Below are 14,001 nucleotides of genomic sequence, written 5' to 3'. Positions count from 1 at the left end.
CTTTCCTCACCTCGCAGGTGGTCGACCCGGATGCGGCCGGTCGCCAGAATCGGTGTCAGGCCCTGCGCCGCGACCGCGGCGCACGACACCGGGGAGGGACCATGCCCGCATTCGCGCTCGCTCACCTGCGCACCACGGCGGACAACGACGACATCATCGACTACATCGACAAGATCCAGGCGACCCTCGACCCGTACCGGGGGCGGTTCCGGGTGCACGGCGGGGTGCCGGAGGTGCTCGAGGGGGAGTGGCCCGGCACCGTAGTGATTATCGAGTTTCCGGACATCGAGGCGGCCCGCGAGTGGTACGCCTCCCCGGCGTACCGGGAGATCCTGCCGCTGCGCACCCGCCACCTCGACGCGTCGACGATCATCATCGAGGGCGTCGGCCCGGACTACGACCCGCGCCGGACCGCCGCGCGGATGCGCCAGCGCGTCGGCTGAGCCGCCCCAGACCCGGAGCAGCCGGGACAGTTTGTCCGTCGCGGACGGCGCGGGGCGTCGTAGGTTTCCGGTGCCTTGTCCGTCCGACCATCCGCTGTGGAGGCTTGACCGATGAGCAGCAGCGCCCCCGTCGTCCGTTCCGCCGAACCGTCCGGCGAGGTGCTGCGGGAGATCCCGCTGCCGCCGTACGTGCCCGGCGAGGACGCCCAGTTCGCCGTGCGGGCGGTGGTGGTGCACGCGCCGCGACGCTGGTCCGGCGGGACGATCTGCCGCAACGACGCCAGCCCGCACCCGTGCCGGCTGCACCGTTGGGGACGCCGGGTGCTCGCGCTGCACGGGCTTCCGACCGCCGAGATCGACGCCCTGATCGAACGCGGCGACCCGACCGCCGCCCCGCGCCCGCACCGCCCGGGCGCCTGAGCGGCGGGGTGCCCCTGCCCGATCCCGCCCGGGCAGGGGCACCTCGACTCAGCACGCGGTCGGCTTCACCCACGAACACTCCAGGCCCTCGGGCACCCGGGGGGACTCCGGCGCCGTCGGCACCGCCAGCCGCGCCGTGGTCGTCTCCGCTTCCGTGTACGACGCCAGCGCGATCGCGATCTGGTCCTCCAGCGCCTTGACCGACGAGGTCAGGTAGTTGTTGAACACGACGGAGAAGGCCAGCAGGTGCCCGTCGGCGTCGGTGGCGTAGCCGGAGAGGCTGGAGACGCCGGTCAAGCTGCCGGTCTTGGCGTGCACGTTGTTCGCCGCGGCGGTGCCGCGCATCCGGCTGCGCAGTGTCCCGCCGACGAAGCGCTCGGCGTTGCCGGCCACCGGCAGGGCCGCGTACCAGGTGTCGAACCAGGGCTCGGCACGCACCGTCGACAGCAGCGACACGAACTGGCCCGGCGGGATCAGGTTGCGCCGGGACAGCCCGGAGCCGTCGCGCTGGCGCAGCGTGCCGGTGTCCATCCCGGAGTCCCCGACGTACTTGCCGATCGCGGCCAGCCCGGCGGACCAGGTGCCGGAGCCGGAGAGCACCCGGCCCAGTTCCTTGGTGAGCACCTCCGCGTGGCCGTTGTTGGAGAGTTTGAGGAACGGCACCATCAGCTCGGCCAGCGGCATCGAGTCGTGCCGGGTGACCGTCGTCGCGTCGTCCGGGGTGGGCCGACCGAGCACGGTCCGGCCGAGGACCCGCACCCCGTGCCGTTGCAGCGCCGACCGGAAGATGTCGGCGGCGTACCCGGTCGGCTCCCAGACCGTCATCCAGTCGCTCTCGGCGGCCTCGCCGACGGCGATCTGCCCGGTCACCACGATGGTGTTGCCGCCGTGCTCCCGCTCGAAGGAGACGCTCGTCTCGCCGGTGGCGACCGTCTCGGCCCGGTTCTCGATCCGCAGCCAGCCGTTGGGCGGGGTCATGGTGACCACCGGCCGCGCGCCCGCCTCGGTGGCCGGGGCGGCGTGCACGATCACCGTGCCGGCGTCGTAGTCGGTGTCCGGGGCGACGGTCAGGGCCGACACCTGGGCGGCGTAGTAGTAGGACTCGTCGTCCCAGGTCCAGTCCGGGCCCAGCCGGGTCCGGTCGTAGCGGGTGTCGTCGGCGACCAGGTTGCCCGTCACCAGGCGTACGCCCTCGGCGGCCACCTGCGCGGCCAGCCGGTCGTAGTCCGCGGCCAGCATGGTCGGGTCACCACCGCCGCGCAGGTACAGGTTGCCGGAGAGCAGTCCGGCCCGGCGTACGCCGTCACTGGCGACGTCGGTGGTGAAGCGATGGCCCGGGCCGAGCAGTTCCATCGCCGCGGTCGAGGTGAGCAGCTTGGTGTTGGAGGCCGGCACCAGGCGGCACTGTCCGTTCCGGTCGTAGAGGGTCCGCCCGGTGGTGGTGTCCACCACCACCACGCCGGCCTGCGCCCCGTCGAGCCGGGAGTCGGCGAGGACGGCGTCGATGGTCGCGTTCAGGCGCAGCTGCGCCGGGGCGGGCGCGTCGGCCGTGGCGGTGGGGGCACCGGCGGTGGCCGCGGTGGCGACCAGCGCCAGCACCGCGAGCGCCCGAAAAAAGAGACGACGATGCATGCGTCGATGCTGCCATGGAGCTTTCCTCCGGAGAAGACTCCGCAGTGAAAGATATTTCCGAAGAGCTTTCGGTTACTCCCGGCCCGAACGCGGGAAACCGCTGATCACCCGATCGTGTCGGGGGCCGGCGGCCACGTACTCGACTGACCTGGCTCGATTTGACGGATGGCAGGTCAGGGTGGACCGTGGGCGGAGGGGAGCGTTCGAGCTGCCCCGTTCTGTCGGGCGAATGCCGATTCGCCGTTCTGGGGCGCGCCGGGCCGTGTGGGCCACCTCGGCCAGTCCCGGTGTCCCGAAGCAGCCACGAGGAGTTCCGCCATGCTGACCATGACCGACAACGCCGTCCTGGTGATCCGCGACCTCGCCACCCAGCAGGACGTCGCCGAGGCCGGCGGACTGCGCATCGCCGCCGACACCCAGGCCGGGTCGCTCTCCATCGAGCTGGTGGAGCAGCCGACCCAGGGCGACCAGGTGGTCGACAACGAGGGCGCCCGCATCTTCCTCGACGCCGACGCCGCCGAGCTGCTCAACGACACCTCCGTCGACGCGGTCGTCGACGATGAGGGGATCGTCCAGTTCGGTTTCACCGAGAAGGAGTGAGGCCGGGCGCTCACCCGGCACGGCGGTGCCCGCCGCCGCGCGGCGACCGGCCGGAACGGCCCCGGACAGCCGCATCCTGACCGGCCCGCCAGGAGCCGCCGCGCGGCTCCCGCCCAGGCTGCCGCAGCGCGGCCAGCACGTGCGCCAGGTGGTGCGACGTGCTCCAGGCGATCCAGTTCGCCGGTGATCCGGCCCCCGCGCCACGCCGCGCCCGGCGCAGTATCTCGTGGTCTCCCCAGGAGAAGTCGGCCCCGGCGGCCGGCCACCACGACGCCGACACCAGCGTCCGGCACAGGTCGGCGAGGCGTTCATCGCCCCGCCCGCCCCGCCGCGACCAGCGGTAGATCCACCACGCCCCGTCCGTGGTGTACCGCAGCGTCGGCAGCCGGTCGCCCGGTCCCTCCGCGTCCGGCGTCGCCGAGGTCACCCCGTAGTCGCCGTAGCCGACGCCGAGATCGGCCAGGTCCTGCCAGAGCTGCCAGTCGAAACGGCCGAGGCGGACCGGCTCGTCGGTGGGCAGGCGGGCCAGCGTCGGCGGCATCCCGCCGGCCACCACGGTGATCGAGCGCCACGCGTGCCGCCGGGCCCACTCGACCAGCCGCCGCACCCGGGGTCCGGCCAACCGGACGTCGGCCGGGCAGCACACGTCCGCCACGTCGACGAGTAGGTCGCACTGCTCCGGCAGCAGCCGGGTCAGTCGCCAGACCCGTTCCGCCGCGGCCGTCGTCGCGTCCGGGCCGACCCGGGCCTGACCGGCCCGCAGCCGCACCACCGCCCGCCGGTCGTACGCCCGCGCGGCGGCGCCGAGCGCCACCAGCCGGCGGTCGCTCTCCGCGAGCCCGATCACCGGCACCAGGGGTACGCCCCAGCGGGCCGGCTCGCTCTCCGGGAGCTCCGGCAGGGCTGAGACGTCGACGGCGGGGACCAGCCCGGCCGGCAGCCGGCGCAGCAGCCGTACCGTGCACGGGTCGACCACGCGGAGGTCGATGACCGGAGCGAGCAGTGGAGCGGTGGCGTCGTCGAGGTGGGTCAGCGCCTCCAGCTCACCCCGGCGGCCGACCAGCACCGGACGGTAGGCCGGCTCCGCCGCCCGCCCCCCGCGGGCGGACAACATACTTCAATGTATCCGGCCGTTCCGCCGTCCACACAGGCCCTCCTGGGCAGCGTGTAACGCCCGGCGCTGCCTATGCTGCCCACCATGTCCACGGCCGACGCACCCACCGCCGAGCCCGTACGGCTCGAGTACACCCTCGCCGCCGACGACCTCCTCGACGGGCTCACCGCCGCGCACCGGGTCGTCCAGCGCCCCTGGTACCTGCGCCACCTCAACCTGCTGATCGTGGCCGGCGTCGTGCTGTTCTTCGTGGCGAAGACGGCGCTCAGCGGGGACACCTCGGCCACCAGTTGGATCGCGCTGGCCGTCGCTTCGGTCGTCGTGCTGCTGTTGACCGTCCTGATGACCTGGCTGTTCCGCCGCGTGGCCGACCCGGCGAAGCTCACCTACCGCTGGTCGTCCCGCCAGTTGATCCGGGGCAACCCGATGCTGGCGCAGCCGCTGCGGGTGGTGGTGGGTGCGGACGGTGTCCAGGTCGCCTCGGCGGCGGGCGAGACGACGGCGCGGTGGACCCAGCATCCGTACCACGTGGAGACGGCGAAGTCGGTCGCGCTGCTCGCCTCCGACCGGATCGGGGCCGCCGTGCTGGTGCTGCCGAAACGCGCGATGGGGAAGGGCGACCTGACGGTGCTGCGGGCACTGCTCGCCGCGCACACCCGGCGGCTCGGCTGACCGGCGCCGGGTACGTCGGCACCGTCGGGCCAGTCGCCGGCGGCGGGCCCGCCCCGCAGGGCGCCATCGCCGTCGCGCCGCGTACCGGCATTTCCAACGCCGTCCTGACGGGCCCACAGACGAGCGCACGGCGCCGCCCGACCGTGGGTCGTAACGTCGCCGCGCTCTGGCCGTCTCCCACCACCGCAGCCGTACGGCGGTACGACAGCGGGGACCTGGCTCGACCGGCGTGCAGGCCGGTCTTGGTCGAGCAGATGCCCGGCCAGGGGGGATCCAAACCACGGAGGGTGGGCAAATTCCGCCATCTGCGATTCCCGGCGTGACCTGAGGGTGTGCCGGGTATGTGCGCGCCATGGAGCATTTCACGATCGAGACCGTCGCCGAGCGGAGCCCGGACTTCCGGCGCGTGCTCTGGACCGGGCAGCACACCCAGTTGGTGATCATGACGATCCCGCCCGGCGGGGAGATCGGCGAGGAGGTCCACGAGGGCATCGACCAGATCCTCACCTTCGTCAGCGGCACCGGCGAGGCCCGGGTGGCGGGCGAGAAGAAGGAGGTCGTCTCCGGCGACCTGGTGGTCGTGCCCGCCGGCACGAAACACAACTTCGTCAACACCGGGCCGAACCCGCTCGTGCTCTACACCGTCTACGGGCCGCCGGACCACGCCGACGGGGCCGTGCACCGGACCAAGGAGGAGGCCGACGCGGCCGAGGCCGCCGGCCGGGACGAGCCTCCCACCGCATGACCGGCATGGCCTGAACCGGACCGCTCCGGGTACCCGCAGCGGGTGGTGCAACAGCCGCCGATCTCCGACTACGGATTCCTCTCCGACTGCCGCTCCGGGGCCCTGGTCGGCCGGGACGGCTCGGTCGACTGGTGGTGCCCGGACCGGTTCGACTCGCCGTCGGTCTTCGCCCGCCTGCTCGACGCGGCCGGCGGGCACTGGCGGATCGCCCCGCTCGCCGCGAGCCGGGTGGAGCGCGCCTACCGGCCGGAAACGCTGGTACTACGGACCGTGCACCACACCCCGGAGGGGAGCGTCGCGGTCACCGACGCGCTCGCCGCCGAACTGGGCGCGCGGGGCCACGAGCTGGGCAGGAACTCGCCCGCCGTGCTGCTCCGGGTCGTCGAGGGGCTCTCCGGCCGGGTCCGGATGCACCTCGACTTCGCCCCGCGGCCGGAGTACGGGCTGCTCACCCCGTACCTGCACGACCAGCCCGGGGGCGGAGTGCTGGCCACCGCCGGGCCGGTGGCGTTGCTGTTGCGCGGCACGGACCAGACCCTGCGCCACGACGGCGACCGGGTCGCGCACACCTTCGAGGTGGCCGCCGGCCAGACCGTCGCCTTCGACCTGGCGTACGCGGCCGTCTACGGGGACCCGCCGGCCCGGCTGGACCCGGTGGTCGCGCTGGCCGAGACGGCGCAGGCGTGGGAGGCGTTCCGGGAGACCCACCGCTACCGCGGGCGCTACCTGCCGCAGGTCCGGCACAGCGCCGTCGTGCTGACCGGCCTCACCTACGCCCGCAGTGGCGCGGTGGCCGCGGCGCTGACCACCTCGCTGCCGGAACGGATCGGCGGGGACCGCAACTACGACTACCGCTACTCCTGGCTGCGCGACTTTGCGATGACCATGCGCGCCTTCTGGGTGGCGGCCTGCCCGGACGAGGCGACCCGGCTGTTCAACTGGGCGGCCCGCTCGATCGGCCGGATCGGCGACCAGCCGGTGCCGGTGCTGTTCGGGCTGGAGGGGGAGCGGGACCTCTCCGAGCACGAGTGCACCCACCTGCGCGGATACGCCGACAGCGCGCCGGTGCGGATCGGCAACGACGCCTGGCGGCAGCGGCAGCTCGACGTGCCCGGCGAGGTGATCTCGGCGGTCTGGCGGCTGCACGACTACCTCGGCGACACCTTCGAGGAGGAGATCCGGGAGATGGTGGTCGGGCTGGCCGAGCAGGTCGCCTCCACCTGGCGCGAGCCCGACCGGGGCATCTGGGAGACCCGGGACGTCGAACGGCACTACCTGTCCTCCAAGGCGCTCTGCTGGGCGGCGCTGGACCGGGCGGTGGCGCTCGCGCCCCGGCTCGGGGACCGGGCCGACCCGCGCCGCTGGGCGGCCGTCCGCGACGAGATCCGCTCGACCGTGCTGCGCGAGGGCTGGAACGACCGGATCGGCGCGTACACCGGCGCGTTCGGCTCGACGGAGCTGGACGCCTCGGCGTTGTTGCTGCCGGTGGTGGGCTTCCTGCCCGCCACCGACCCGCGGATGCGCGCCACCATCGAGGTGGTGGAGCGTCAGCTGGGCACCGACGACGGCCTGGTCCGGCGCTGGAACACCGACCCGGCCGGCTTCGTGCTCTGCTCGTTCTGGCTGGTCGAGTGCCTGGTCATGGCGGGGGAGACCGAGCGCGCCGAGGCGTTGTTCGACAAGGTCCTCGGCCACGCCAACGACCTCGGCCTCTTCGCCGAGCAGATCGACCTGGACAGCGGCGCCCAGCTCGGCAACACCCCCCAGGCGCTGTCCCACATCGGCCTGATCAACGCCGCCTGGCGACTGACCGACCCGAGCACGGACTGAGCCGCACCCGGCCGTGGCGGGCTGCCACCGGGCTCGGGCCCGGCGTCAGACCGTCACCAGCGGCACGTCCGAGACGTCCACCGTCTCCGGGTACTTGATGCCCGCGCCGGTGTTCAGCACCACCACCCGCTCCCCGGCCCGGATCCAGCCACCGGCCCGCAGGTGCCGGGCGGCGGTCAGGCAGGCGGCTCCCTCCGGACAGAGCAGCAGCCCCTCCCGCGCGGCGAAGTTCCGCAGGTCGGCGAGGATCTCCGCGTCCTCCACCGCGATCGCGGTGCCGCCGCTCTCCCGCAGCGCGGTCAGGATCAGCTCGTCGCCCAGCGGGGCCGGCACGGTGATGCCGTACGCCACGGTGCGCGCGTCCGCCCAGGGGGTGGCCCGCGGCTCCCCGGCGGCGAACGCCCGCACTATCGGGGCGCAGCCGGTGGACTGCACCGCGACCAGCCGGGGCAGCTTGTCCTCCACCCAGCCCAGCTCGCGCAGCTCGTGCAGGGCCTTGTGGATGCCGATCAGCCCCACCCCGCCCCCGGTCGGGTAGATGATCACGTCGGGCACCTGCCAGCCGAGCTGCTCGACGATCTCGTACCCCATGGTCTTCTTGCCTTCCAGGCGGTACGGCTCACGCAGCGTGCCGGCGTCGAAGATCCGGCCACCCGACTCGGCGACCAGCCCGGCCACCCAGCGGCCGGCGTCGCTGATCAGGCCGTCCACCAGGTGCAGGTCGGCCCCGGCCGCCCGGCACTCCCGCCGGCAGATGGTCGGCGCGTCCAGCGGCATGGCGATGGTCGCGCCCATCCCGGCCCGCGCCGCGTACGTCGCCCAGGCCGCACCGGCGTTCCCGTTGGTCGGCATGGCGATCCGCTCGACCCCCAGCTCGCGGGCCCGGCTCACCCCGACCGCCGCGCCCCGGGCCTTGAACGAACCGGTCGGCGTGAGCCCCTCGTCCTTCACGATCAGATCCGGGACGCCGATCTCGTGGCCGTACGCGGGGGCGCGCAGCAGCGGCGTCCAGCCCTCACCCAGGGTGGTCACGAACCGGGGGTCGGCCACCGGCAGCAGCTCCCGGTAGCGCCACAGGTCGGCCGCGCGCAGGCCGAACTGCTCGGGGGCCAGCGACGCGCCCACCGCGGCCAGGTCGTAGCGGGCGAGCAGCGGTGATCCGCACTCGCACAGGTTCTGCAGCTTGTCCGCCGGACGCTCGTGGCCGCAGCGCGGGCATTCCAGGTGCGTCAGGTGCACGATGCTCCTCAGCTCGCGTCGATGCTCAGCCAGTGCCGGCTGCGCCGCCCCGGCTCGTAGGGGGAGTCGAGGCGCTTCGCCACCACTCCGGGGAGCCCCTGCTCGCGGGCGGTCCGCAGGGCGTCCGCACCGACGCCCGGGAACCACGGCGGAGTCTGCCAGTGCTGCCCGGTGAGCGCCAGACCGTCGAGCAGCTCGCGGCGCTGCGCGTACGGCAGTTCGATGCTGGTGACGCCCTCCAGCCAGAGCAGATCCACGGCGAGGAACTGGCCGTCCCGCCCGGTTGGCGCGCGTACCCGCCCAGCCGGGTCGATCCGTACCAGCACCCCGTCCAGCACCGCCTCGGTCGGCGCCAGCGCCTCGGCCATGCCGCGCAGCCAGGGGTACGTCCCAATGACCTCCTCGTCCGAGGAGTCGAGCAGCCGGAGCCGGCCGCCGGAGACGTACGCCATCACCCGGACGCCGTCCCAGCGCAGCTCGTACCCCCAGGCGGCCTCGTCCTTCGGCAGCCGCTTCCCCGAGGTGGCGCGCATCGGACGGACCAGCTCGGGCATCGGCGTCCAGCCCTGCGGGGCGGGGTCGGTGCGGCGGACCATCCAGTCCCGGCCCCGGCCGCCGGTGGCGAAGAGCACGTACCGGCCCTTTGTCCGTTTCCCGTCGAGCACCACGATCACCTCGTCGTCGCGCCACTTCTCCGCGCGGTACGTCCCGGTGTCGTGGACGGTCATGCGCCCGCCGCCGTACTCGCCGGCCGGGATCTCGCCGTGGAAGGTGAGGTACTCCATCGGATGGTCCTCGGTGTGCACGGCGAGGTGGTTGCGCCCGGGGTCGCGGGGCAGGCCGCGCGGCACCGCCCAGGAGGCCAGCACGCCGTCGTGCTCCAGCCGGAGGTCCCAGTGCAGGCTGCGGGCGTGGTGCTGCTGGATGACGAAACGGCGGCGGGAGGTCCGCTTCCGCTGCGCGGTCCGCTCCGGCACCGGCTCGGGGGTACGCGCCGCGTTCCGCTTCCGCCGGTACTCCTCCAGCCGGTCGCCCACCCCCGCATTCTGCGGCACACCCCGTCGGATCGCCCGCTGCCTGCGACTTCTGTCCGTTTCCGCGCCTTCCGGCGCGGCGCGGGCATGGCTACGGCGATCACGGGTAGAAGCGTCGGTATGGACCTCGACCAGCCCACCGTCCCCCTCACCGGCGACGTCCGGATGCCGCTGCTCGGCTTCGGCACCTGGCAGGCCACCGGCGAGTCGGGGTACGACGCCGTGCTCGCCGCCCTGGATGCCGGCTACCGGCACATCGACACCGCCACGATGTACGGCAACGAGAAGGAGGTCGGGCGGGCGGTCAAGGAGAGCGGGCTGCGCCGCGAGGACGTCTTCATCACCACGAAACTTCCCCCCGACCGGGTCGGCCGGGAGCGGGAGACCATCGAGGCGAGCCTGGCCGCCCTGGACACCGACCACGTCGACCTGTGGCTGATCCACTGGCCGCCCTCGTCGCCGGCGGACAGCATCCCGGTGTGGCGGGAACTGCTCGCCGCCCGCAACGAGAACCTGGTCCGGACCGTCGGGGTCAGCAACTACCCGATCAGCCTGATCGACGAGCTGATCCAGGCCACCGAGGAGACCCCCGCGGTCAACCAGATCCGCTGGAGCCCGTCGCTGTACGAGCGGCAGGTGCACGCCGCGCACAAGGACCGGGGTGTGGTGCTGGAGGGCTACAGCCCGTTCAAGACCAGTGACCTGTCCGATCCGGTGCTGGCGCGGATCGCCCAGGCGCACGACGTCTCCCCGGCGCAGGTCGTGCTCCGCTGGCACATCGACCACGAGATCGTGGTGATCCCCAAGTCGGTGACCCCGGAACGGATCCAGGCAAACGCCGACGTTTTCGGCTTCTCGCTGACCGCCGAGGAGATGCGCGACATCGACGCCCTCGGCGGCTGACCTCCACCATCGTCGAGGAACGCGCGATCCCCAGGTCGCGCGGGTTTGAAGGGCCTGCGGCGTTATCCCTCGGCGCAGGTCACGCCGTTGAGGGTGAAGCTGCTCGGCGAGGAGTACGCGCCGCTCAGCGTCCCCTGGTAGCCGAAGCTGGTCGACGCGCCCGGCGCCAGCGTGCCGTTGTAGCTGAGATTCTTCGCGGTCACCGCGGACCCGCTCTGGGTCACCGTGGCGTTCCAGGCGCTGGTGACGGTCTGCCCCAAGGGCAGGTTGTAGGTCAGCGTCCAGCCGTTGATGGTGCCCGAGCCGGTGTTGGTGATCTGCACATCGGCGGTGAAGCCGTTGTTCCAGGCGTTCGGGGTGTACCTGACCGAGCAGCCGGTGCCGGTCGGCGGGGTGGTGGTGGGCGGCGGCGAGGACGGCGGGGTGCTGGTCGGCGGGGGCGACGACGGGGGCGGGTTGGTGCTGCCGCCGGTGTTGACGCTCTGCGAGAACGAGTTGACCGCGAGGCCGACACCGCCCTGCCACGGTTCGAAACCGGCCTGGATGCTGGTCAGGTACCAGTCGTTGGTGATCGCGCCCCGGTTCTTCGTGTCGTTGATGAACGCCATGGCGTCGAAGCTCATGCTGGGGACCGCCGACGGGGCCAGGTACGAGATGACGTTGTTGGAGCCGTTGCTGCCGCGCCAGACCTCCCAGGTGCGGCCGGCGATGGTCGCGTTACCCACCGGGGAACCGATGGGCTGGATGGGGCCCTGCCGGTTGAGCCAGATCATGATCTCCATCTGGTTCACCCCGTCCTTCTTGGGCGTCGGGTCGAGCCAGATGTCGTACGCGGCGTCGTAGCTGGCGCCGCTGACGTAGTTGTAGCTGATGCTGGCCGGCGCGCTGCTGATGTTCTTCACCTGGACCGGCAGGTTGGTGCCGGGCGAGCAGTTCGTGTAATGGCAACCCACGAAGATCGACGGGTATGACACCGGCGCGCCGCTGGTGTTCCCCACCCCGTCCTGCCGGGTGATGGAGAAGCCGGTGGAGGTCACGTTGATGCACTGCTGGGCGCTGGTGCCCCAGCGGTTGTTCTGCACGACGTACCTGCCGCCGATGGTGGTCGACCCGTACTGGTCGCAGATCTGGGTGTCGGCGGAGGCGTTGCCGCCGAGGATGACGGCGACGATCGAGCCGGCGGTCAGCAGGCCGGCGGCCGCGATGGCCCTCAGTGGACGCTTCATGATGCTCCTTGGCTGCGGCACGGGGCGCCGGGACGGGGCGGGAGACACGGGCGGGAGCGCTCCCACGTTCAAGGCAACACATTTACATGCCTGAAATAGTTGCGCAACCGCTCCGCTCGGCTCGGCTCGGTGAACACGGTCCGTGAAAGGGGCGTCGTCGCAGCGTGCGCCCGGTCTCCCCCGGTCGGCGCGACCCTCCCGGCCAGCGGGATCGGCGCGCGACGCCGAGCAGTGACCACGCGAGGGCCGATGGGACCTACCGCCCGCCGGTAGCGGCGAGTAGTGTCTTGCCTCCAACGCGTGCCGAACCCCTCCGGAGGCGTACACCACCATGGGTGGCTCCCCCCTGCGCATCCTCGTCGTCGGCGCGGGCATCGCCGGTCTCGCCGTGGCCCGGGCGCTGCGCCTGGCGGGGTTCCGGCCCGACGTCACCGAGAAATTGCCGCCCACCGAGCGCAACGACGTCGGCCTCTATCTGCCGGGCAACGCGGCACGGGCGCTGCGCCGGCTCGACCTGGACGGCCCGCTACGCCCGCTCGGCCAGATCATCCATCGGCAGCGCTTCCTCGACGCCGCCGGCGCGCCGCTCTGCGAGGTCGACCTCGACGCCCTCTGGGCCGGGGTGGGGGAGTGCCGGGCGCTGCCCCGCGCCGAGCTGCACCGGGTACTGCTCACCGGGGCCGGTGGCGCGGTCCGGCACGGTGCCGAGATCAGGACGGTCGATCCGCTGCCCGGCGGTGTCGCCGTGGGCTTCACCGACGGCACCGCCGCCGAGTACGACCTGGTCATCGGCGCGGACGGGCCGCGCTCCGCGGTGCGCACCCTGGCCGCGCTCGGCGGGCCGCCCCGCCCCGCCGGCCAGGTCGTCTACCGGGCCGTGGGCCGGGACGGGCCCCGGATCGCCGACTGGACCGCGCTGCTCGGCCAGCGCGCCGGCTTCCTGGTGGTGCCGATCGGGGCCGGCCGGCTGCACTGCTACGCAGACGAGGCCGGCACGACGGTCCCGGCCGACCCGCTCGCCCGGTTGCGCGAGCTGTTCGGCGGCTACGGCGGTCCGGTGCCCGAGGTCCTGGACGTGCTGGACGACGCGCACGCCGAGATCACCGAGGAGGTCGAGCTGGGTCGCTGGTTCCACGGTCGGGTGCTGCTCGTCGGGGACGCCGCCCACGCCACCGCGCCGACCCTCTCCCAGGGCGCCGCGATGGCCCTGGAGGACGCCGTGGTGCTCGCCGAGTCGCTCAAGGCCGCCGGCAGCGTGGACGCCGCCCTGCTCGCGTACGAGAGCCGGCGCCGGCCGCGTACCCGGTGGGTGCGGGACCGGACCCGGGACCGCAACCGGACCCGCGACGTGCCGCCGGCGCTGCGCGACCCGGTGCTGCGCGGGCGCGGTGGACGGATCTTCCAGGAGCACTACCGGTTGCTGGTGGACCCGCTCTGACCGCCGGGCGAGGGGGCGGTGATCGTAGTCGCCCACCCCACGCGGCACCCCCACCTGCCGGGGACTATCCTCCTTGCGGATGACGGCTGCGCGGATAACCAGCGTGTGCCGAGCGGGACAACCGAGAACCGGAGGCCACTCGTGACCACCGTCGCACCCAAGCCGGTCGTGACCCGGCCCTGGCCGGTCCGCGAGCCGGTCAAGGGGTCGGCCATCGCGCGGCTGCTGCGCACCACGGACGCGAAGCAGATCGGGATCATGTACATGGTCACCGCGTTCGCGTTCTTCATGATCGGTGGCCTGATGGCCCTGCTCATGCGCGCCGAACTGGCGCAGCCGGGCATGCAGTTCCTGTCGCCCGAGCAGTTCAACCAGCTGTTCACGATGCACGGCACGATCATGCTGCTGTTCTTCGCGACGCCGATCGTGTTCGCCTTCGGCAACTACGTGGTGCCGCTGCAGATCGGCGCGCCCGACGTGTCGTTCCCGCGGCTGAACTCGTTCGCCTACTGGCTGTACCTGTTCGGTGGCCTGATGGCCACCGCGGGCTTCGTCGCTCCGGGTGGCGCCGCCGACTTCGGCTGGTTCGCCTACACGCCGCTGAGCGACGCGGCGAACTCCCCGGGCGTCGGGGCCAACATGTGGATCGTCGGCCTGGCCATCTCCGGTCTGGGCACGATCCTCGGTTCGGTCAACATGATCACC

The 14,001-nt window shown here is 72.8% G+C and carries 14 protein-coding genes; 9 read left to right on the top strand and 5 right to left on the bottom strand.

Annotation, left to right across the window (positions count from 1 at the left end):
• Window positions 1-101: 101 nt before the first annotated feature.
• Together ACL02O_RS22900 and ACL02O_RS22895 are read left to right on the top strand one after the other, a co-directional pair.
• On the top strand, window positions 102-443 hold the full coding sequence (locus tag ACL02O_RS22900; RefSeq protein WP_412820183.1) for a DUF1330 domain-containing protein: 342 nt from the start codon (window positions 102-104) through the stop codon (window positions 441-443).
• A 111-nt stretch (window positions 444-554) separates the two neighbouring features.
• Window positions 555-863: a hypothetical protein gene (locus ACL02O_RS22895; RefSeq protein WP_412820182.1), complete on the top strand. Its 309-nt coding sequence runs from the start codon at window positions 555-557 to the stop codon at window positions 861-863.
• 48 nt (window positions 864-911) lie between these two features.
• Here ACL02O_RS22895 and dacB read toward each other — a convergent pair whose 3' ends face one another.
• Window positions 912-2,495, bottom strand: coding sequence for a D-alanyl-D-alanine carboxypeptidase/D-alanyl-D-alanine endopeptidase (dacB, locus tag ACL02O_RS22890; RefSeq protein WP_412820181.1), 1,584 nt, complete (start codon window positions 2,493-2,495; stop codon window positions 912-914).
• 318 nt (window positions 2,496-2,813) lie between these two features.
• Between dacB and ACL02O_RS22885 the strand changes: the two genes are divergently transcribed.
• On the top strand, window positions 2,814-3,095 hold the full coding sequence (locus ACL02O_RS22885; protein WP_412820180.1) for a HesB/IscA family protein: 282 nt from the start codon (window positions 2,814-2,816) through the stop codon (window positions 3,093-3,095).
• Between the two features lie 10 nt (window positions 3,096-3,105).
• Here the strand turns inward: ACL02O_RS22885 and ACL02O_RS22880 are convergent, their stop codons facing one another.
• A complete protein-coding gene (locus ACL02O_RS22880) occupies window positions 3,106-4,209 on the bottom strand; it encodes a beta family protein (RefSeq protein ID WP_412820179.1) in 1,104 nt (367 codons plus the stop codon).
• Between the two features lie 84 nt (window positions 4,210-4,293).
• On the opposite strand from ACL02O_RS22880, the gene ACL02O_RS22875 reads away from it, so the two are divergent.
• The 3 genes from ACL02O_RS22875 to ACL02O_RS22865 all read left to right on the top strand — a co-directional run bounded on the left by ACL02O_RS22875 (window position 4,294) and on the right by ACL02O_RS22865 (window position 7,456).
• Entirely contained in the window at window positions 4,294-4,881 is a 588-nt protein-coding gene (locus tag ACL02O_RS22875; RefSeq protein ID WP_412820178.1) for a hypothetical protein, read from the top strand.
• Window positions 4,882-5,233: 352 nt separating this feature from the next.
• Window positions 5,234-5,626 (top strand): cupin domain-containing protein, encoded by a 393-nt coding sequence (locus ACL02O_RS22870; RefSeq protein ID WP_412820177.1) that lies wholly within the window; start codon window positions 5,234-5,236, stop codon window positions 5,624-5,626.
• A 45-nt stretch (window positions 5,627-5,671) separates the two neighbouring features.
• A complete protein-coding gene (locus tag ACL02O_RS22865; protein WP_412820210.1) occupies window positions 5,672-7,456 on the top strand; it encodes a glycoside hydrolase family 15 protein in 1,785 nt (594 codons plus the stop codon).
• A 45-nt stretch (window positions 7,457-7,501) separates the two neighbouring features.
• On the opposite strand, the gene ACL02O_RS22860 is transcribed toward ACL02O_RS22865, so the two are convergent.
• Window positions 7,502-8,695, bottom strand: coding sequence for a threonine synthase (locus ACL02O_RS22860; RefSeq protein ID WP_412820176.1), 1,194 nt, complete (start codon window positions 8,693-8,695; stop codon window positions 7,502-7,504).
• An 8-nt stretch (window positions 8,696-8,703) separates the two neighbouring features.
• Window positions 8,704-9,732 carry a DNA polymerase ligase N-terminal domain-containing protein gene (locus tag ACL02O_RS22855; RefSeq protein ID WP_412820175.1) on the bottom strand — a complete coding sequence of 343 codons (1,029 nt, stop codon included), beginning with the start codon at window positions 9,730-9,732 and terminating at the stop codon, window positions 8,704-8,706.
• A gap of 117 nt (window positions 9,733-9,849) precedes the next feature.
• On the opposite strand from ACL02O_RS22855, the gene ACL02O_RS22850 reads away from it, so the two are divergent.
• Window positions 9,850-10,632: an aldo/keto reductase gene (locus ACL02O_RS22850; protein ID WP_412820174.1), complete on the top strand. Its 783-nt coding sequence runs from the start codon at window positions 9,850-9,852 to the stop codon at window positions 10,630-10,632.
• A gap of 62 nt (window positions 10,633-10,694) precedes the next feature.
• Here ACL02O_RS22850 and ACL02O_RS22845 read toward each other — a convergent pair whose 3' ends face one another.
• Entirely contained in the window at window positions 10,695-11,858 is a 1,164-nt protein-coding gene (locus tag ACL02O_RS22845; RefSeq protein ID WP_412820173.1) for a GH12 family glycosyl hydrolase domain-containing protein, read from the bottom strand.
• 331 nt (window positions 11,859-12,189) lie between these two features.
• On the opposite strand from ACL02O_RS22845, the gene ACL02O_RS22840 reads away from it, so the two are divergent.
• Together ACL02O_RS22840 and ACL02O_RS22835 are read left to right on the top strand one after the other, a co-directional pair.
• Window positions 12,190-13,296 (top strand): FAD-dependent monooxygenase, encoded by a 1,107-nt coding sequence (locus ACL02O_RS22840; protein ID WP_412820172.1) that lies wholly within the window; start codon window positions 12,190-12,192, stop codon window positions 13,294-13,296.
• A gap of 141 nt (window positions 13,297-13,437) precedes the next feature.
• On the top strand, window positions 13,438-14,001 hold a 564-nt coding region (locus ACL02O_RS22835; protein WP_412820171.1), incomplete at its 3' end, for a cbb3-type cytochrome c oxidase subunit I.

The sequence above is a fragment of the Micromonospora mangrovicola genome (assembly GCF_047200535.1).
Classification (GTDB): domain Bacteria; phylum Actinomycetota; class Actinomycetes; order Mycobacteriales; family Micromonosporaceae; genus Micromonospora.
Note: the sequence above shows the minus strand (reverse complement) of the source record. Positions and strands in the feature narration are given on the sequence as shown.

What these genes read in the sequence shown, in the direction of transcription:
- ACL02O_RS22900 (WP_412820183.1), top strand. Translation starts at nt 102, where the DNA reads ATGCCCGCATTCGCGCTCGCTCACCTGCGCACCACGGCGGACAACGAC.
- ACL02O_RS22895 (WP_412820182.1), top strand. Translation starts at nt 555, where the DNA reads ATGAGCAGCAGCGCCCCCGTCGTCCGTTCCGCCGAACCGTCCGGCGAG.
- dacB (WP_412820181.1), bottom strand. Translation starts at nt 2,495, where the DNA reads ATGCATCGTCGTCTCTTTTTTCGGGCGCTCGCGGTGCTGGCGCTGGTC.
- ACL02O_RS22885 (WP_412820180.1), top strand. Translation starts at nt 2,814, where the DNA reads ATGCTGACCATGACCGACAACGCCGTCCTGGTGATCCGCGACCTCGCC.
- ACL02O_RS22880 (WP_412820179.1), bottom strand. Translation starts at nt 4,209, where the DNA reads ATGTTGTCCGCCCGCGGGGGGCGGGCGGCGGAGCCGGCCTACCGTCCG.
- ACL02O_RS22875 (WP_412820178.1), top strand. Translation starts at nt 4,294, where the DNA reads ATGTCCACGGCCGACGCACCCACCGCCGAGCCCGTACGGCTCGAGTAC.
- ACL02O_RS22870 (WP_412820177.1), top strand. Translation starts at nt 5,234, where the DNA reads ATGGAGCATTTCACGATCGAGACCGTCGCCGAGCGGAGCCCGGACTTC.
- ACL02O_RS22850 (WP_412820174.1), top strand. Translation starts at nt 9,850, where the DNA reads ATGGACCTCGACCAGCCCACCGTCCCCCTCACCGGCGACGTCCGGATG.
- ACL02O_RS22845 (WP_412820173.1), bottom strand. Translation starts at nt 11,858, where the DNA reads ATGAAGCGTCCACTGAGGGCCATCGCGGCCGCCGGCCTGCTGACCGCC.
- ACL02O_RS22840 (WP_412820172.1), top strand. Translation starts at nt 12,190, where the DNA reads ATGGGTGGCTCCCCCCTGCGCATCCTCGTCGTCGGCGCGGGCATCGCC.